This is a genomic window from Streptomyces deserti (assembly GCF_054782695.1).
On record NZ_BAAGRZ010000004.1, the window covers coordinates 266,114 to 283,810 of the forward strand.

12 protein-coding genes and 3 pseudogenes are annotated in these 17,697 nt (G+C 70.8%); 5 read left to right on the top strand and 10 right to left on the bottom strand.

Annotation, left to right across the window (positions count from 1 at the left end; translation table 11 throughout):
• Positions 1 to 331: 331 nt before the first annotated feature.
• Positions 332 to 2,963: pseudogene (locus ACYVMZ_RS11450) on the bottom strand (ABC transporter permease/substrate binding protein).
• The gene (locus tag ACYVMZ_RS11455) at positions 2,956 to 4,053 is read right to left on the bottom strand and encodes a quaternary amine ABC transporter ATP-binding protein (protein WP_461078297.1); all 1,098 of its coding nucleotides are present in this window, start codon (positions 4,051 to 4,053) and stop codon (positions 2,956 to 2,958) included. Before ACYVMZ_RS11455 ends, ACYVMZ_RS11450 begins: the two are co-directional and overlap by 8 nt.
• 198 nt (positions 4,054 to 4,251) lie before the next feature.
• Here ACYVMZ_RS11455 and ACYVMZ_RS11460 point away from each other — a divergent pair, with 198 nt between their 5' ends.
• The 3 genes and pseudogenes from ACYVMZ_RS11460 to ACYVMZ_RS11470 form a co-directional block, all read left to right on the top strand.
• On the top strand, positions 4,252 to 5,181 hold the full coding sequence (locus ACYVMZ_RS11460; protein ID WP_461078542.1) for a 5'-3' exonuclease: 930 nt from the start codon (positions 4,252 to 4,254) through the stop codon (positions 5,179 to 5,181).
• A gap of 85 nt (positions 5,182 to 5,266) precedes the next feature.
• Positions 5,267 to 6,112: a siderophore-interacting protein gene (locus ACYVMZ_RS11465; protein ID WP_461078299.1), complete on the top strand. Its 846-nt coding sequence runs from the start codon at positions 5,267 to 5,269 to the stop codon at positions 6,110 to 6,112.
• Between the two features lie 139 nt (positions 6,113 to 6,251).
• Positions 6,252 to 6,905, top strand: a pseudogene (locus tag ACYVMZ_RS11470) (amino acid permease); the annotation flags it as partial.
• Here the strand turns inward: ACYVMZ_RS11470 and ACYVMZ_RS11475 are convergent.
• Complete coding sequence (locus tag ACYVMZ_RS11475) at positions 6,902 to 7,495, bottom strand: GNAT family N-acetyltransferase (protein WP_461078301.1); 594 nt, start codon at positions 7,493 to 7,495, stop codon at positions 6,902 to 6,904. The pseudogene ACYVMZ_RS11470 and the gene ACYVMZ_RS11475 sit on opposite strands and share 4 nt — an antisense overlap.
• 80 nt (positions 7,496 to 7,575) lie before the next feature.
• Here ACYVMZ_RS11475 and ACYVMZ_RS11480 point away from each other — a divergent pair, with 80 nt between their 5' ends.
• Positions 7,576 to 8,526: an RluA family pseudouridine synthase gene (locus tag ACYVMZ_RS11480; protein ID WP_461078303.1), complete on the top strand. Its 951-nt coding sequence runs from the start codon at positions 7,576 to 7,578 to the stop codon at positions 8,524 to 8,526.
• A gap of 16 nt (positions 8,527 to 8,542) precedes the next feature.
• Here the strand turns inward: ACYVMZ_RS11480 and ACYVMZ_RS11485 are convergent, their stop codons facing one another.
• The 6 genes from ACYVMZ_RS11485 to ACYVMZ_RS11510 form a co-directional block, all read right to left on the bottom strand.
• Positions 8,543 to 10,054, bottom strand: coding sequence for a cytochrome P450 (locus ACYVMZ_RS11485; RefSeq protein WP_461078305.1), 1,512 nt, complete (start codon positions 10,052 to 10,054; stop codon positions 8,543 to 8,545).
• Positions 10,055 to 10,128: 74 nt separating this feature from the next.
• On the bottom strand, positions 10,129 to 10,749 hold the full coding sequence (locus ACYVMZ_RS11490) for a GTP-binding protein (RefSeq protein WP_461078307.1): 621 nt from the start codon (positions 10,747 to 10,749) through the stop codon (positions 10,129 to 10,131).
• Positions 10,730 to 11,131 carry a DUF742 domain-containing protein gene (locus ACYVMZ_RS11495; RefSeq protein WP_461078309.1) on the bottom strand — a complete coding sequence of 134 codons (402 nt, stop codon included), beginning with the start codon at positions 11,129 to 11,131 and terminating at the stop codon, positions 10,730 to 10,732. The genes ACYVMZ_RS11490 and ACYVMZ_RS11495 overlap by 20 nt, the downstream gene beginning before the upstream one ends.
• A complete protein-coding gene (locus ACYVMZ_RS11500) occupies positions 11,128 to 11,535 on the bottom strand; it encodes a roadblock/LC7 domain-containing protein (RefSeq protein WP_461078311.1) in 408 nt (135 codons plus the stop codon). The genes ACYVMZ_RS11495 and ACYVMZ_RS11500 overlap by 4 nt, the downstream gene beginning before the upstream one ends.
• The gene (locus tag ACYVMZ_RS11505) at positions 11,532 to 13,184 is read right to left on the bottom strand and encodes a sensor histidine kinase (protein WP_461078313.1); all 1,653 of its coding nucleotides are present in this window, start codon (positions 13,182 to 13,184) and stop codon (positions 11,532 to 11,534) included. The genes ACYVMZ_RS11500 and ACYVMZ_RS11505 overlap by 4 nt, the downstream gene beginning before the upstream one ends.
• A gap of 478 nt (positions 13,185 to 13,662) precedes the next feature.
• Positions 13,663 to 14,298, bottom strand: a complete 636-nt coding sequence (locus ACYVMZ_RS11510) for a TetR/AcrR family transcriptional regulator (RefSeq protein ID WP_461078315.1) — start codon at positions 14,296 to 14,298, stop codon at positions 13,663 to 13,665.
• 275 nt (positions 14,299 to 14,573) lie between these two features.
• Between ACYVMZ_RS11510 and ACYVMZ_RS11515 the strand changes: the two are divergent.
• Positions 14,574 to 14,918: pseudogene (locus ACYVMZ_RS11515) on the top strand (allophanate hydrolase-related protein); the annotation flags it as partial.
• Here the strand turns inward: ACYVMZ_RS11515 and ACYVMZ_RS11520 are convergent.
• Positions 14,842 to 17,694 carry a DEAD/DEAH box helicase gene (locus ACYVMZ_RS11520; protein WP_461078317.1) on the bottom strand — a complete coding sequence of 951 codons (2,853 nt, stop codon included), beginning with the start codon at positions 17,692 to 17,694 and terminating at the stop codon, positions 14,842 to 14,844. The pseudogene ACYVMZ_RS11515 and the gene ACYVMZ_RS11520 overlap by 77 nt on opposite strands.
• Positions 17,695 to 17,697: the final 3 nt, after the last annotated feature.

Consider the following 17,697-nt stretch of genomic DNA (forward strand, 5'->3'; position numbering starts at 1 on the left):
CACAGTTCGCGCCAGTGGATCAGCTCCCCGGATGCGCCGGGCGCGGATTCCTCCTTCAGGACGAACAGGCCGACCGGCCGGGTCGCCGGTGCCGGATCACGCGAAACTCCGGCCCTTCTGTTCAATGCACGCGCGGTTTCCTGTGTTCCCGGGCATGGTGCGGGACAGCCGGGGCGGCCGAGCCGTGGCCCGGGCCGGTAGCGCTCTGTGGTTGTCCGGAATCTTTTGCAGGCGGGCCCTGGGGTGGGGTGCCTGCGGCGGCCTGCGCGGGTGCCTCCGGCGGTGGGGGCGGGCGTTGCGCGGGGGGGTGTCCGCCGTCTGGATACCCGCCTCAGCCAACGGGACTCTGTCGCGTCATCCGCCCCACCATCTCCGGGTGCTGCTTCAGCCACGCCGCGACAGCCTCCTCCTCATGGCCCTGGCCACGGTTCTTGATCTCGCGCTCCAGGCTGCCGAGCTCCTCCTCGCTCATCCTGAAGTTCTTGATCCACTTGGTGAGCTGCGGGTACTGCTCGGGGAACTTCTCGCTGGAGATCGTGCGGATGGTGTTGCCCTCGCCGAACAGCTTCTCGGGGTCCGCGAGCTTGGTCAGCTCGTACTCGCTGTACGCCCAGTGCGGCGTCCACAGCGTGACGGCGATCGGCTCCTTCTTGGCGTACGCGCGCTTCAGTTCGGCCAGCATGGCCGGGGTCGAGCCGTCGACGACCTCGTACTCCTTGTCGAGGCCGTAGCCGGGCAGGACCTTGTTCTTGAGGAGATCCATCTCACCGGTGCCCGGTTCGATGCCGATGATCTTCCCGCCGAAGGTGTCGGCCTTGCCCTTGAGGTCCTTCAGGGACTTGACGTCCTTGACGTAGGAGGGCACCGCGAGCTCCAGCGAGGTCGGCTCGTACCAGGTGCCGAGGTCCCTCAGCCGGTCCTTGTTCTTGTCCCAGTAGTTCTTCTGCGCGTAGGGCAGCCACGCGTCGAAGTTGAGGTCGAGGTCGCCGGAGGCCAGGCCGGTGTAGACCGGGCCGACGTCCATCTGCTTCAGGTTCAGCCGGTAGCCGCGGCGCTCCAGGACGTTCTTCCAGAGGTAGGTGACGGCGATGTCCTCGTCCCAGGGGAACCAGGCCACGTCGAGCGGGCGCTTCGCCTCGGCCGGGGTGCCGCCCTGCGCGTCCTGCACCGGGGCGAGCCGGTCGACGATGCCGGGGTTCTGCTTCAGCCAGGCGCGGACGGCGTCCTGCTGCTTGCCCTTGCCGGCCTTGTTGATCTCGGCTTCGAGGCTGGTGAGCTGCTTCTCGTTCATCTTGAAGTGCTTCAGCCACTCGCCGACCTGCGGGTTGTCGGCCGCGAAGCCCTTGCGGGCCAGGGTGTGCACGCCGTCGCCCTCACCCCAGGCACCCTTGGGGTCCTTGAGCTTCTTCAGGTCGTAGTCGTTGTACGCCCAGTGCGGCGACCAGAGCGTGACGACGATCGGCTCCTTCTTGGCGTACGCGCGCTTGAGCTCGGCGAGCATCGCGGGCGTGGAGCTGTCGACGACCTTGTACTCCTGGTCGAGGCCGTACTCCTTGAGGACCTTGCTCTTGAGCAGGGCCATCTCGCCGGCGCTCGTTTCGATGCCGGTGATCTTTCCGCCGAACTCCGCGGCCTTGCCCTTCAGGTCCGCCAGGGAGTCGATGTCCTTCATGTAGGCGGGAACGCTGAGCTCCAGGGACGTCCTGCCGTACCAGGCGCCCAGGTCGTCGAGCTGCTTGCCGTACTTCTTCCAGTACTGGGCGTGGGTCGTGGGCAGCCAGGCGTCCGTCTGGAAGTCGACGTCGCCGCGGGCGAGCGAGGTGTAGAGCGGTCCGGCCTCGAACTGCTTGGCCTCCACCTCGTAGCCGCGCTGCTCCAGGATCTCCTTCCAGAGGAAGGTGGAGGCCACGCCCTCGTCCCAGGGGATGTAGCCGATGCTGATCTTCTTGCCCTGGCCGACGTTCTTGCCGCCGGCCACGGCGGTGGTGCCGGTGCCGCTGCCGCCGAAGACGCCCATGCCGCCCGCGACCAGGGCGAGGACGACGACACCGACCACGGCGACGGCGGGGCGGGGGGCGGTACGACCAGATCTTCAGGCCCTGGGCGGCGCGCAGCCGGGCCGCGGCACGGCGGCCGAGCGGGGAGACCTGGGTGCCCAGCGCGCTGGTCATACGGTCGAGGTAGATCGCCAGGATGACGATGGCGACACCGGCTTCGGATCCCAGGCCGACGTTGAGCTGGCCGATGGCCTCGTTCACGTCGCCGCCGAGGCCGCCGGTGCCGACCATGCCGGCGATGGCGGCCATGGACAGGCCGAGCATGATCACCTGGTTGACGCCGGCCATGACGGTGGGCAGGGCCAGCGGGAGCTGGACGCGCAGGAGGGTGTTGCGGGGTGTGGTGCCGAACGCGTCGGCCGCCTCGACGAGCTCCTTGTCGACCTGGCGGATGCCCAGTTCGGTCATGCGTACGCCCGGTGCGAGCGCGAAGATCAGGGTGGCGACGATGCCCGCGGGGGCACCGGTGCCGAAGAAGAGGATCGCCGGGATGAGGTAGATCATCGCCGGCAGCGTCTGCATGAAGTCCAGGACGGGCCGTACGAGACCGCTGACGCGGTCCGAGCGGGCCGCCCAGATGCCCACCGGGATGGAGATCGCCAGCGCGATGACCGTCGCCACGAGGACGAGCGACAGGGTCACCATCGCGTTCTCCCACAGTTCGAGGGAGTCGATGAACGCGAATCCCGCGAAGGCGAGGACACCGGCGAGCGTGCCGCGCAGCCAGAAGGCGATCACCGCGAAGATGCCCGCGAGCAACAGGGGTTCGGGTGCCTGCAGGACGGCGTTGATGCCGTCGTACAGGCCGAGGAAGACGGTCTTGAGGAAGTCGAACAGCCACGCCATGTGGGTGGTGAGCCAGTCGACCGCGTCGTTGACCCAGCTGCCGAGTTGGATCCTAGGCACGGGCGACCACCTTCTCTCCACCCCGGCCGCGCGGGGCGTCGCAGGGCGCGGGGGTGCCCTGCTCGTCGCCCAGGAAGCCGAGGAAGCCGACCAGCCGCTGCCGGGCGACGACGCCGACCAGTTCCCGTTTCCCGTCGAGCACCGCGACCGGGTGCGTCAGGCGGGCACTGAGGGCGCACAGGTCGTTGAACGGTGTGTCGGGCGTCGCGGTGGGGCAGCCGCAGTCGGCCTCGTCGCCGCGCACCCGCGTGTCCATGACGGAGCCGGCGGTCAGGACGCGGGAGCGGTCGACGTCCTGGGTGAAGGAGGCGACGTAGTCGTTGGCCGGGCGGATGAGGATGTCCTCGGCGGTGCCGATCTGGACGATGCGGCCGTCGCGCATGACGGCGATGCGGTCGCCCAGGCGCATGGCCTCGTTCAGGTCGTGGGTGATGAAGACGATCGTCTTCTTCAGCGTCTTCTGCAGCTCCAGGAGCTGGTCCTGCATGTCGCGGCGGATCAGCGGGTCCAGTGCGCTGAAGGACTCGTCCATGAGGAGCAGGTCGGCGTCGGTGGCGAGTGCGCGGGCGAGGCCGACGCGCTGCTGCATGCCGCCGGACAGCTCGTCGGGCCAGGACTTCTCCCAGCCGGCCAGGCCGCACAGGGCGAGCGCCTCGTCGGCGCGCCGAACGCGCTCGGCGCGGGGCACGCCCTGCACTTCCAGGCCGTAGGCCGCGTTGTCGCGCACGCTGCGGTGCGGGAAGAGCGCGAAGTGCTGGAAGACCATGCTGATCTTCTTCGAGCGGACCGCGCGCAGCTCGCGGCCGGTGAGCGCGGTCAGGTCCTGGCCGTCGAAGCGGACGTGTCCGGCGGTCGGCTCCAGCAGACCGTTGAGCAGGCGCAGCAGGGTCGACTTGCCGGAGCCGGACAGGCCCATGACGACGAAGATCTCGCCGGGTTCCACAGCGAAGGAGGCGTCGATCACGGCCGCGGTGGTGCCGCCCGCGCGCAGCTCCTCCCGGTCGGCTCCCAGGCGGAGCTGCTCCACGGCCTCGTCCGGTCGTCTGCCGAACACCTTGTAGAGGTGCTCGACCTCAAGGATCGCTGACACGCTTACCTTCTCTTCTCGACAGCGATGGAAGGGAGCGATGGGCAGCGCAGGGGGGAGGGGGAACCATTGCATGCGCAACCGACATCGCTCCGGGGCGGCGCCTGCCCGTACCCCTTCAGGTCAAACGCACGAGTGGGCCAGTTCACAGGGCGTTTACTCATGCCGCGCACCGGCTCACTGTCGGTGCCGTACGGCATGATGCGACGCGTGACCGGACGACTGATGCTCCTCGACACCGCCTCCTTGTACTTCCGCGCCTACTTCGGCGTCCCCGACTCGATCAAGGCCCCGGACGGCACGCCCGTGAACGCCGTGCGCGGACTGCTGGACTTCATCGACCGCCTGGTCAAGGACCACCGGCCGGACCACCTGGTGGCGTGCATGGACGCCGACTGGCGCCCGCACTGGCGGGTGGAGCTGATCCCCTCGTACAAGGCGCACCGCGTCGCCGAGGAGCACGCGGTGGGTCCGGACGAGGAGGAGGTGCCCGACACGCTGTCGCCGCAGGTGCCGGTCATCGAGGCCGTGCTGGACGCGCTCGGCATGGCGCGTGTGGGGGTGGCGGGGTACGAGGCGGACGACGTGATCGGCACGTTCACCGCCCGGGCCGAGGGACCGGTCGACATCGTCACCGGCGACCGCGACCTCTACCAGTTGGTGGACGACGCGCGCGGGGTGCGCGTGCTGTATCCGCTGAAGGGCGTCGGCTCGCTGCTGCTGACCGATGAGGCCGTGCTGCGTGAGAAGTATGGGGTCGACGGCAACGGGTACGCGGATCTGGCGCTGCTGCGCGGCGACCCGAGCGACGGCCTGCCGGGCGTGCCGGGGATCGGCGAGAAGACGGCGGCCAAGCTGCTCGCGGAGTTCGGCGACCTGGCCGGGATCCTGGCCGCGGTCGACGACCCGCGGGCGAAGCTCACGCCGTCGCAGCGCAGACGGCTGGACGAGGCGCGGCCCTATCTCGCGGTCGCCCCGAAGGTCGTCAGGGTCGCGGACGACGTCCCGCTCCCGGACGTCGACACGACGCTGCCGCGCACGCCGCGCGACCCGGTCGCGCTGAAGGAGCTGGCGACCCGCTGGGGCCTGGGAGGTTCACTGGAGCGTCTGCTGGCGACGCTCACGGCGTGATCCTGATCGAGCTCTCATTCGGCAGGTGTTCATGGGGAAAGATGCTAACTTAGGTATACCTAACTACGGGAACAGGGAGGTCCTCATGGCAGAGCGACCGGGACGCCAGCCGCGCAGGCCGCACTCCGCACAGGTCGTCCGCACCGAGCGGCTGACCCCGCACATGCAGCGTGTGGTGCTCGGCGGCGAGGGCCTCGCCGGCTTCACGGCGGACACCTGCACCGACCACTATGTGAAGCTGCTGTTCCCGCCCGCGGGCGTGACCTACCCGGAGCCCTTCGACATGCAGCGGGTCCGTGAGGAGCTGCCGCGTGAGCAGTGGCCGGTGACCCGGACGTACACCGTGCGCCAGTGGGACGCCCAACACCATGAGCTGACGCTGGACTTCGTGATCCACGGCGACGAGGGGCTGGCCGGTCCGTGGGCGCTGCGCGCCCAGCCGGGCGAGACGGTGTGGTTCATGGGCCCCGGCGGCGCCTACGCCCCCGACCCGGACGCCGACTGGCATCTGCTCGTCGGTGACGAGAGCGCGCTGCCCGCGATCGCCCGTTCCCTGGAGGCCCTGCCGCGCGGCGCCCGGGTGCACGCCTTCGTGGAGGTGGCCGGCCCCAACGAGGAGCAGAAGATCGACTCCGACGCGGAGGTCGTCTGGCTGCACCGCGGGGCCCGTCCCATCGGCGAGCTGCTGGTCGAGGCCGTACGGAACCTCCAGTTCCCCGAGGGCCGGGTGCACGCCTTCGTGCACGGCGAGGCGGCCTGGGTGAAGGAGCTCCGCCGGCTCCTCCGGGTCGAACACCAGGTGCCGCGCGAGGACCTGTCGATCTCCGGCTACTGGCGGCTCGGCCACAACGAGGACGGCTGGCAGGCCACCAAGCGGGAGTGGAACGCACGCATCGAGGCCGAGCAGGAGGGCGTGGGCGCACCCTCCTGACCACGCGTCGGGCGTTCGCCGCGAGGGCGTGAGGACTTGGGCCCGCCGCGGACACGGTGGCGTGACGCGAGGGAAACAGCACCTGCCTGATTTCTGTCAGCCGACAGGAATCAGCGCCCCTCGCGCCTGAGGCAGGTGCCTCAGCTACGTCCTCACCGGCAGCCTCGGCGACGGCGTGGGCCGCGTCCTGCTGGCCGACGTGGTGGTCGCCACGCCGTCGCCACGCTCGCGATCCAGACGGCGGCCTGCCGGATGCTGTTCTCCATGGCCCGCGACGGACAGCTCCCCTTCTCCCGCCGCCTCGCCGAGGTCAATTCGCGCACCGGCATGCCCAGTGCCCCCGCCGTGGTGGTCGGCGGCCTCGCGGCGGCCCTGCTCCTGCTCAACTTCGCCTTCCCCGAGGCGTTCCTGGCCATCGGCACCACCTGCATCATGCTGCTGTACCTGGCGTACGCGATGGTCACCGGCCCGCTGCTGGTGGCCCGCCCGCGCGGCCGGTTCACCGCCGACGGCACCGACGAGACGGGCGGCCGGCTGTTCTCCCTGGGCCGCTGGGGCGTCCCCGTCAACGCGCTCGCCCTGCTCTACGGTCTCCTCATGACGGTCAACCTCGCCCGGCCGCGCGCGGCGGTGTACGACCCGGCGGGCGGGCACTGGTACTTCCAGTGGTTCACGGTGCTCTTCCTGACGACGACGGTCGCGCTGGGCACGGCGTACCCGGGCCTGTCGCAGGCGTACGGCGGCCCCGGCTGTCGTACCGGAGCCGGCGGTCGTACCGGAGGCAGCAGGCTAGGTCGGTCGTCCGTCGCCCTGGACGCGGGCGTGCAGGTGCATGTCGTGCCAGCCGTCCGGGTGCAGGACCGCGCTGCGCTTGGTGCCCTCCAGGGCGAAGCCGCACTTGGCGGCCACGCGGCAGGACGCCTCGTTGCGGACCGCGTGCAGCAGTTCGAGGCGGTGGAAGCCGATGTCGTCGAGGGCCCAGCGGGTGAGGGCGGTCGTGGCGCGTACCGCGACACCCTGTCCGCGGGCCGCCGGCACGGTCCAGTAGGCGACCTCGGCCACGCCGTCCTCGAGCACGATGTCCCGCAGGGCCACCCGTCCGAGCAGCCGGCCGCCGCCCGCGTCGGCGACCGCCCACTGCGCCTTGCGCTCCTCCCCCCACTCCTGCTGCCACTCGGCGATCCAGCCACGGACCTCGTCCTCGGAGTCGGCGGCGCGGACGTGCCACTGGTGGAGCGCCGGGTCCTGGAACGCCTGGTGGACGGCAGGCGCGTCCTCGGTGCGCCAGGGGCGCAGCACGAGTCCGTCTCCGGTGGGGATGGTGGGCTGGGGGGTGCGGGAGAACGTGCCCGCGGGGAGGACCGGGCTGGTGAGGTCAGGCATGGGCGGCATCCTGCCAACGCGACGACGCTCGGGCCCAGCGGTTTTCTCACGCCCCTTACGCCCTCGTACGCTGGCTCCCGATGAGACGCCGTACCCCGCCCCCGCCTGCACCGCTCCCCCAGCGCCACGGGGTGGACCCGGTGCGCGTGCGGCTGCCCGCCGCCGGGGCGTGGGCCACGGTGCGGGAGCACCTGGTGGACCGGCTCGCGGCGGGGGCCGGGGTCATCGACGGGATGTTCGACGCGGGGCTGATCGTCGGGGCGGACGGGCGGGCGGTGGCGCCGGACGCGCCGTACGTGCCGGGGATGTTCGTGTGGTTCCACCGGGACCTGCCCGAGGAGGTGCCGGTGCCCTTCCCGTTGGAGGTCGTCCACCGGGACGAGCACATCGTCGTCGTCGACAAGCCGCACTTCCTGGCCACCACCCCGCGCGGCAGCCATGTCGCCGAGACGGCGCTCGCGCGGCTGCGCCGGGAGCTGGGCATCCCGACGCTCACCGCCGCCCACCGCCTCGACCGGCTCACCGCCGGGCTCGTGCTGTTCACCGTGCGGCCCGAGGAGCGCGGCGCCTACCAGACGCTGTTCCGCGACCGGCGGGTACGCAAGGAGTACGAGGCCATCGCCCCGTACGATCCCGCGATCGCCCTCCCGCGGACCGTGCGCAGCCGGATCGTGAAGGAGCGCGGGGTGCTGACCGCGCGGGAGGTCGAGGGTGAGCCGAACGCGGTCAGCCGGGTGGAACTGATCGAGCACCGGGCGGACGGACTTGGCCGCTACCGGCTGGTGCCCGGCACCGGGCAGACGCACCAGCTGCGCGTGCACATGAACGCCCTCGGCGTGCCGATCCTGGGTGATCCGCTCTACCCCGAGGTGACCGGCCCGGTGCCGGCCGGTGTCTTCCGGCGCCCGCTCCAACTCCTGGCACGGTCACTGGAGTTCACCGACCCGGTCACGGGCGTGGCGCACCGGCTCCGCAGCGCCCGGGTGCTGGCGGCCTGGGCGTCGTACGACCGGTGGGCCGCCGGGCAGTAGCGACCGGCGGTGTCGATCAGCAGCCCCGCCACCAGTGCAGGAAGCGCTGCCAGGCGCCCTTCGGGCGGGCCGCCTCCATGGCCGGTGCCGGTGCCGGCTCCGGCTGGGGCTGCTGCGCGACCGGCTGGGGCTGGGAGGCGCTGGGTGCGGACTGAGGCTGCGGCTGCGGCTGCGGCTGCGGCTGCACGGTGCCGATGAGCCAGGTGGTGCGCTGCGGCGGGACGGGTGTGTGGTGCGGATCCTCCCTCACGTCCTGCGGAGGCTGGGGGGCGAACCGGACGGGCATCGACACGAGGTGCCGTGCGGCGAGCGACGCAGTCCAGCGCAACTCGTCCTCCTCGCAGTCGAGTTCGACGTCCGGCAGACGCAGGAGCAGCGCGTCGACGCCGACGTCGGCGATGGAGCGGCCGATGTCCTGGCCGGGGCACTCGTGCGGGCCGCCGCCGAAGGCGAGGTGGGAGCGGTTGCCCATCATGCCGGCGGACAGGTCGGGGCGGACCCGCGGGTCGACGTTGGCCGGAGCCGGCGCGAACAGCAGCCCGTCGCCCTTGCGGATGCGCTGACCGCCCAGCTCCGTGTCCTGCTTGGCGAAGTAGCCGAGGACGGCGCTGAACGGCGGCTCGTCCCACAAGGACTGCTCGACCGCCTCCGGCACCGTCATGTTGCCGCCGCTGAGCTGGGCGCGGAACCGCGGATCGGTCAGCACGGTGCGCAGCACGTTGGACAGGAGGTTGGTGGTGGCCTCGTAGGCGGCGAAGAGCACCAGGCGCAGGTGCTCCCTGACCTCGTCGTCGGTCAGCCGGGCCGGGTGGTTGATGAGGTGGCTGGCGAAGTCGTCGGCCGGCTGGGCGCGGCGGCGGGCGGTGAGCCGGCTCAGGACGTCCATGACGTAGCCGTGGCTGGCGATCGCGGTCTCGGTGCCCTTGAGCGCGTCGCGGGCGGCCTCGACGAGGCGGTCGTTGTACTCCTCGCGCATGCCGAAGATCTCGCACATCACGGCCATCGGCAGGTGCTCGGTGAACTGGCCGACGAGATCGGCCTCGCCCGCCTCACAGAACCGGTTGACGATGATCTGGGTGCTGCGGTTGATGTAGCGGCGCAGGATGCGGAAGTCGATGGTCGACATGGCGCCCATGACCGCGCCGCGCAGCCGCTTGTGCTCGTCGCCCTCGGCGTGGGAGCAGATCGGCTGCCAGGCGATGTGCGGCATGAGCGGATGGTCGGGCTTGACCAGGCCGTCCCGGAGCGGGGTCCAGATGCGGCTGTCCCGGCAGTACTGATGCGGTGTGCGCACCATGTGCAGGTTCTCGGCGTGGCCGAGGACCACCCAGATCGGCACGTCGTCGTGGAGCAGCACGGGCGCCACGGGGCCGTGCTCGGCCCGCAGTTCCTCGTACAGCTCCCGCAGGTCCGGCGCCTGGTGCAGCCGGTGCAGCCCCCCGGGCCCGAGGCCGTGCGCGGGGCAGCCGGGGGGCGGACCGACCCGGGGGGCGTCCGTGTCGGTCAGGGAGTGGGATTCAGGCGTCACAGTGGTCGCTCCGAAACTGAAATGAATCCAGGTGTCTGGGGGTGGCGGGAGGACAGTGGAGGGGGAGGACGGGGTCAGGTGAGTGCGCCCCGCATGGCGAGGGAGTGCAGGAAGCGCATCAGGGTCAGCAGGACGTCACGGCTGGAGGCCCGGCGGCGCGCGTCGCACTCCATGATCGGGATCTCCGGGGGCAGGTCGAGGGCGGTGCGCAGCTCATCGACGGGGTAACGGGGCGCGTCCGGGAAGGTGTTGACGGCGACCACGAACGGCACGCCGCGTTCCTCCAGCCGTCCCATGACCTCGAAGCTGACCTCCAGGCGGCGGGTGTCGACCAGCACCACCGCGCCGAGGGCGCCCTCGAACAGGCCGTTCCACAGGAACCAGAAACGCTGCTGGCCGGGCGTACCGAAGAGGTACAGCACGAGCTGGTCGGTGATGCTGATGCGGCCGAAGTCCATCGCCACGGTGGTGGCCGTCTTGGTGTCGGAGCCGAAGTTGTCGTCGACGCCGATCCCGGCCTGGGTCATGGTCTCCTCGGTGGTCAGCGGCCTGATCTCGCTGACCGAGCCGACCATGGTCGTCTTGCCGACCCCGAAGCCGCCCACGATCACGATCTTGGCCGCGGCCTGTGCCGTGTGCGGCAACTGGTCCTCGGTCCGTGGACCCGGAATGGTGTCAGAGCCTTTGAAGTCCATGCATCACCGCTTCGAGGAGGGAACGGTCGGGGAGCGCCTGGCGGACGATGGGGGCGCGCGCCTGCACCAGTTCCGCCGTCAGCATCTCGGTGAGCAGCACCGTCACCACGCTGCACGGCAGGCCGAGGTAGGCCGACAGCTCGGCCACGGACAGGGGGGCGCTGCAGAGCCGGAGCAGCGCCGCCTGCTCCGGCGTGGCGGAGGGCGGCGGGTCGTCGACGCGCGCCACGATCAACGTCACCAGGTCGAGGGCCGCGCGCTCGCCGTCCGGCCCGGCCACCACGTACAGCCGCTCCGGGTTCTTGCGCTCGCCCTCCTGCAGGGGAGGCTGCGGATCCGGTTCCTGTGTGGGGTAGCGCCTCTGGCGTTGCGGAGGAGTCATACGGTCAGCCCGTTCCGCCGGGGCGGGCTGGTCAGATGGGAACCGATACGGACGATGAGGTCGCGCATCATGGCGCTCATACGGCCGGGTTCGCAGCGCACGTCGGAGAGGACCGCGAGATAGGCGTTGGCGCCGGCCGACATGAGGTAGAAGTAGCCGCGGTCGATCTCGATCACGACGAGTTTCATCTCGCCGTCGCTGACCGGGAGTTCCTGGGCGACGGCGGTGGAGAGGCTCTGCACGCCGGCGCAGGCCGCGGCGAGGCGGTCGGCGGCGTCGGGCTCACCGCCGTAGCGGGCGATGCGCAGGCCGTCGGCCGACAGCACGACGATCATCTCGATGCCCGGGACGCTGTCGTAGAGCTGCTTGAGAATCCAGTCGAAGTTGCCTCGCTGCTGGATCACTTGAGGTCCCCCTCGTCGTCGGCCTCGGTGTGGGTCGGATCGTCGTTGAGCAGGTGCAGGTATGCGGTCGGGTTCCGCGTGAAGTCGGTCGGGTGGACGCCCGGTTCGAGACCCTGCTTGAGTCCCTCCCAGAAGGCCTCGAACCCCACGCCGGGCGGGAGGTCGTCCTCCTTCTTCGCAGGCTCGGGCTCGGGCTCGGGCTCCGGCTCGGGCGCCGACCAGCCACGCCGGGCCTTGGCGCGTTCGGCGGCCTCCCGCTCGGCCTTCTCGAAGGCGGCCTGCTCGGCGAGCCGCTGGCTGAGCGGGATCTTCACCTTGCTGCGGCGCTGCGGCAGGCCGCCCGCGGTCCACTCGGTCACCACGGGGACGTCGTCCTCCATGGAGACCGTGGCGGGGATCTTGGGGTTGGTGGGGCGGCGCTTCTTGGGCGTGCGCTTGGGGCCTTCGACCCCGCCGATCTGCTGGGGCACACCGGTGGCGCCGATGCCGTGGGCGAGTCCGACGCCGGGCTCGTCGGTCATCATCTCGCTCGGCACGATGAGGACCGCGCGGACGCCGCCGTACGCGGAGGACCGGAGCGCGACCTGCATGTTGTACGCCGTGCAGAGCCGGCCGACGACGGCGAGGCCGAGGCGCGGGTGCTCACCGAGGTCGTCCAGGGCGGCGCCGGCCTTGGCGCGCTCCAGCATGCCCTCGATCTTGGCGCGGGACTCCTCGTTGAGGCTGACGCCGGCGTCCTCGATCTCGATGGCGACGCCGGTCTGCACCTCCGCGGCGGTGACGTGCACCTTGCTCTGCGGAGGCGAGTAGCGCGTGGAGTTGTCGAGGAGTTCGGCGAGGGCGTGGATGACCGGCTCGACGTAGATGCCCTTGATGTTGACCTTGGCGATGTTGTCCAGCGAGATGCGCCGGTACTCCAGGATCCGGGACATGGCGCCGCGCAGCACGCTGTAGAGCGCCACGGGCTCGGGCCACTGGCGCCCGGGGCGGCCGCCGCCGAGGACGGAGATGGAGTCGGCGAGGCGGCCGATCAGCGCGTTGCCGTGGTCGATGCGCAGCAGGTCGTCGAAGACCTCGGGGTTGCGGCCGTGGTCCTCCTCCATCTCCCGGAGTTCCTTGGCCTGCTGGTGGACGATCGCCTGGACGCGGCGGGCGACACTGACGAAGGAGCGCGAGTTGGAGTCCCGCAGCGTCACCTCGTGGTCGATGATCTTCAGCAGCATCTGCAGCAGGTCGATCTGCGGCTGGGAGAGGTTCCGGTAGGACGGGTCGAGGGTGCCGAGTTGACGCATCGCCTCGCTGGGGGAACCCACGCGGTTCATCAGGCTGACCGCGGCGGGCACGATCTCCTGCGCGAACCGGAGCGTCTCCTGCTCGAGGGCGGCGATCCGCCCTTCCAGATGCGTACTGTGACGGGCGTGCTCGGCCCGCGCGCCGCGCAGGACACGGCCGCGGCGCACCGCCTCGGCCGCCGTAGCGATGACCAGGAGGGTGGCGACGCCACCGCACCAGCCGACGGCGGTCCGGGCCGGCTCCGTCACCACGGCGACGGCGGCTCCGGTCACCGCGGCCATCACTATGGCCGGGAGCAACAGCACGCGCGCGTAGGGAAGTTCACGGCGACCGGGTGGGGATTGAACACTCACCATGTAGGCCCTCTGAAACGAATCGGCTGGGGGTCGGGTGCACTTGCAGGGGGGTACGCCATCGGGAGTTCTGGATCTTCCGCACATACGGGAACAAGCGCGCGAATTCGCCCCAACTCGGCGCGCCGCGGGCGAGCTTAGTCCGACCGGATCATCGCCATGTCATATTCAGCAAGTGCCGGAAATGGCACAGGAGACGGGAGTACGCTCGTGCTCATTTATACGCTCGGGCGCCGTTCGAACACGGCGTGTGACGGCGCACAGGCGTACGAATGCCACTCACCGTGACGGGTGAACGAGGCGCTCCGTACGGCGGACTCCGCAGGGAGCCTGCCCACGAGGGGCGCCCGGGATGCCTGCGGGCCGAAATCGACGAAGCGAGCCGGAATCATGAAGCGCGCCGGAATCGGTGAACCTCGTCGGAAACCGTGAAGCGCGTCGGAACCCGTGAAGCGCGCTGGAAACCGTGAAGCGCGTCGGCTCAGACGCCCACGATGCGCAGCGCCGCGTCCGCCGTGGCCTTCGCGAACTCCGAGACGGGACGCTGTGGGTCGGAGCGGTGGACGAGGATGACACCCTCGATCAGTCCGAAGACGAGGTCCGTCCGCAGGTCCAGCCCGCTCTTGGGGAGCGCCCCGCCCGGGGTGGTCGCGGCGATCAACTGCCGGTAGACGTCCTTGAGTTCGGCGCGTACGGCGTGGAAGCCGGCGAACCGCTCGGTGCGCACCTCGGGCAGCAGGTAGAGGGCGCCGAGGTTGTGCGGGCCGCCGCACAGCAGCTCGACGTCGGTGCGGCACAGCTCCCACAACCGGTCCTCGGCGCGGGCGGCGTCGTCGGCGAGCAGCTCACGGGCGTACGCCAGCGACGGCGTGACCGTGGACTCGAGGAGCTCGGCGAGCAGTTCCTCCTTGCCGGAGACGTAGTGGTACATCGACGCCTGGCGCATGCCCGCGCGCTCGGCGACGGCCCTGGTGCTCGTTGCTGCGTAGCCACGGCTGGTGAACAACTCCGCGGCGGCGGCGAGCAGTTCGTCACGCGGCGTGGGCCCGCTGTCCGCCCGCCGCGCGACCCGCGGCCGGCCGACCCGGCGCCCTTGCCCTGCACCCGTCGTCCCCATGTGTTCGATCCTCGCACACGGCCTCGTACGGCGATCTCCAGACGATCCCGACAGATGCGCCGGCTGATCCCCGGGCAGATCCCCGGCTGCCCCCTCCATCTGACCCCCGGCCGACCCCGGGCTCCCGGCAGATCCCGGGCTCCGGGGCCGACTCGGCGAGATCTCCGGGCAATCCCGGCCGACGCCGAGCGCGAGAGCTTACTCCAGCGGGCTCGCTGTCGACCACGGACGACCTCCGGCTCCCCCGGCCAACCCCGGCCGACCTCACAACTGATCTGACGGGCCAGCCGCTCAACCCGCAACTCCTCGGGCTGGGTGCCCGGTTGGACCGCACGACCACAACGGCCCCCGTCTACCGCCTGCACGCCCTGCGGACCGACCCGCCCAAGCCGGGCCTGGTCCATGTCGGCGAGGGCGGAGCCGCCATCGAGACGGAGGTGTGGCGCCTCCCGGCGGAGGGCCTCGGCCACCTGCTGACCGAGAGGTTAGGGGCGCGGGGAACTGCGCGACCAGCCACAGACAACCCGCACCCGCCGCACAACCTCACCCCACCGACGAGTAGGCGACAACCCCCCGCAACAACCCGTCAACCGCCTTACGCGCAGCCTTCGGCACAGTAGACCCCTCGGGCGCCGCCGCCGCCTGAATCTGCCCGAGCACATCGATGACCTGCTTGCACCACCGCACGAAGTCCCCCGCCGGCATCTCCGCCTCACGCAGCACCTCGTCCAGCCCCTTCCCGGAGGCCCACATGTACGCGGCCCAGGCGAACCCGAGGTCCGGCTCACGCTGCCCGACCCCCTCGGTCTGCGTGATCCGGAACTCCTCCTCCAGCGCGTCGAGACGCCCCCAGATGCGCACCATCTCACCCAGCGAGGCCTTGGCCTTGCCCGACGGCAGCTTCGGCGCCATCGCGTCGTCCCCGACCCGCGCCTCGTACACCAACGCCGAGACACACGCGGCGAGTTCAGCGGGGGCGAGCCCCTCCCAGACGCCCTCGCGCAGGCACTCGCTGGCGAGCAGGTCCAGCTCGCCGTACAGCCGCGCGAGCCGCTTGCCGTGCTCGGTGACCTCGTCGCCGCGCAGGTAGTCCAGCTCGGTCAGCAGCGCCACGATCCGGTCGAACGTACGGGCAATGGTGTTCGTACGGCCCTCGATACGGCGCTCCAGCTGCGAGGTGTCCCGCAGCAGCCGGTAGTACCGCTCGGCCCACCGGGCGTGATCCTCACGGTCGCTGCACCCGTGGCAGGGGTGCGCGCGAAGGGCGGCCCGCAGCCGGGCGATCTCACGGTCGTCGGCCGCCTGGGAGCGCCGCTTGCGGTGCCGCTCCGGCGGGATGTGCCCGGCCTTGGTGCGCAGCGCGGAGGCGAGGTCACGGCGGGACTGCGGCGAGCGCGGGTTGAAGGACTTCGGGATGCGCATCCGCTCCAACGGCTCGACGGGCACCGGGAAGTCGATCGACGCGAGCCGTTTGACCTGCCGCTCGGCGGTCAGGACCAGCGGGCGCGGTCCGTCGTGGTGCTCGAAGCCGCGGTGGCCGTTGGAACGGCCTGCCGGCAGACCCGGATCCAGTACCAGCGCGAGACCCGCGTGCTTGCCCGTCGGCACGTGGATGACGTCACCGGGCTTCAGCTTCTCCAGGGCGACCGCCGCTTCCGCGCGCCGCTGCGCGGCACCCTGCCGGGCCAGCTCGGTCTCACGGTCCTTCAGTTCGCGGCGCAGCCGCGCGTACTCCTCGAAGTCGCCGAGGTGGCAGGTCATGGAGGCCTTGTAGCCCGCCAGCCCCTCCTCGTTGCGCTGCACCTGCCGGGAGATGCCGACGACCGACTTGTCCGCCTGGAACTGGGCGAACGACGTCTCCAGCAGTTCCCTCGACCGATGCCGGCCGAACTGCTCGACCAGGTTGACCGCCATGTTGTACGACGGTTTGAAGCTGGAGCGCAGCGGATACGTACGCGTCCCCGCGAGCCCGGCCAGGTGCTCGGGGTTCATCCCGCGCTGCCACAGCACCACGGCATGTCCCTCGACGTCGATGCCGCGCCGCCCCGCACGCCCCGTCAGCTGCGTGTACTCGCCGGGGGTGATGTCGGCGTGCTGTTCGCCGTTCCACTTGACGAGCTTCTCCAGCACCACCGAACGGGCGGGCATGTTGATGCCGAGCGCGAGGGTCTCGGTCGCGAAGACGGCCTTGACCAGGCCGCGCACGAAGAGCTCCTCGACGACCTCCTTGAAGGTGGGCAGCATGCCCGCGTGGTGGGCGGCGATGCCGCGCTCCAGGCCCTCCAGCCACTCGTAGTAGCCGAGGACGTGCAGGTCCTCGGACGGGATGGAGGCCGTGCGCTCCTCGACCAGGGCGCGGACCTGCTCCCGCTCCTCCTGGTCGTTGAGCCGGAGACCCGCGTACAGGCACTGTTCGACCGCGGCCTCGCAGGCGGCGCGGCTGAAGATGAACGTGATCGCCGGCAGCAGGCCCTCGGCGTCGAGCCGCTCGATGACCTCGGGCCGGCTCGGCGTCCACACCCGGGAACGCTGTCTGCGCTCCCGCTCCCGGTCGGCCTCGCGCATGGCCCGCCCGCGCCGCCGGTCCATGAACGACGGGCGGCTGGCCTCCATGCGCGCCATGCGCGTGAGGTCGGGGTTGACGGCCTTCTTGTGGCCCTCGCCCTCCTCGAACAGGTCGTACATCCGGCGCCCGGCCAGCACGTGCTGGAACAGCGGCACGGGCCGGTGCTCGGAGACGATCACCTCGGTGTCGCCGCGGACGGTGTCGAGCCAGTCGCCGAACTCCTCGGCGTTCGACACGGTCGCGGACAGCGAGACCAGGGTCACGGACTCGGGAAGGTGAATGATCACCTCTTCCCACACCGCGCCCCGGAAGCGGTCGGAGAGGTAGTGCACCTCGTCCATGACCACGTATCCGAGGCCGAGGAGGGTCTGCGAGCCCGCGTACAGCATGTTCCGCAGCACCTCGGTGGTCATCACGACCACCGGGGCGTCGGAGTTGACGCTGTTGTCGCCGGTGAGCAGGCCGACCTTGCCCGTGCCGTAGCGGCGGCACAGGTCGGCGTACTTCTGGTTCGACAGTGCCTTGATGGGGGTCGTGTAGAAGCACTTCTTGCCCTGTTGGAGGGCGAGGTGGACGGCGAACTCGCCCACGATCGTCTTACCGGAGCCGGTGGGCGCGGCGACCAGCACGCCCTTCCCCGCCTCGAGCGCCTGGCAGGCCTCGATCTGGAAGGGGTCGAGGCCGAAGTCGTACATCTCGCGGAAGGAGGCGAGCGCGGTGGCCTGCTCGGCAGCGCGCCTGCGCGCCGCCGCGTACCGCTCGGCCGGTGAGAGGTCCTCTGTCATCGTGCTTTCGAGCGTACCGGGCCGCACTGACAACAGGACGATCATTAT

What these genes read in the sequence shown, in the direction of transcription:
- ACYVMZ_RS11460 (WP_461078542.1), top strand. Translation starts at nt 4,252, where the DNA reads ATGCGACGCGTGACCGGACGACTGATGCTCCTCGACACCGCCTCCTTG.
- ACYVMZ_RS11465 (WP_461078299.1), top strand. Translation starts at nt 5,267, where the DNA reads ATGGCAGAGCGACCGGGACGCCAGCCGCGCAGGCCGCACTCCGCACAG.
- ACYVMZ_RS11475 (WP_461078301.1), bottom strand. Translation starts at nt 7,495, where the DNA reads ATGCCTGACCTCACCAGCCCGGTCCTCCCCGCGGGCACGTTCTCCCGC.
- ACYVMZ_RS11480 (WP_461078303.1), top strand. Translation starts at nt 7,576, where the DNA reads ATGAGACGCCGTACCCCGCCCCCGCCTGCACCGCTCCCCCAGCGCCAC.
- ACYVMZ_RS11490 (WP_461078307.1), bottom strand. Translation starts at nt 10,749, where the DNA reads ATGGACTTCAAAGGCTCTGACACCATTCCGGGTCCACGGACCGAGGAC.
- ACYVMZ_RS11495 (WP_461078309.1), bottom strand. Translation starts at nt 11,131, where the DNA reads ATGACTCCTCCGCAACGCCAGAGGCGCTACCCCACACAGGAACCGGAT.
- ACYVMZ_RS11505 (WP_461078313.1), bottom strand. Translation starts at nt 13,184, where the DNA reads ATGGTGAGTGTTCAATCCCCACCCGGTCGCCGTGAACTTCCCTACGCG.
- ACYVMZ_RS11510 (WP_461078315.1), bottom strand. Translation starts at nt 14,298, where the DNA reads ATGGGGACGACGGGTGCAGGGCAAGGGCGCCGGGTCGGCCGGCCGCGG.
- ACYVMZ_RS11520 (WP_461078317.1), bottom strand. Translation starts at nt 17,694, where the DNA reads ATGATCGTCCTGTTGTCAGTGCGGCCCGGTACGCTCGAAAGCACGATG.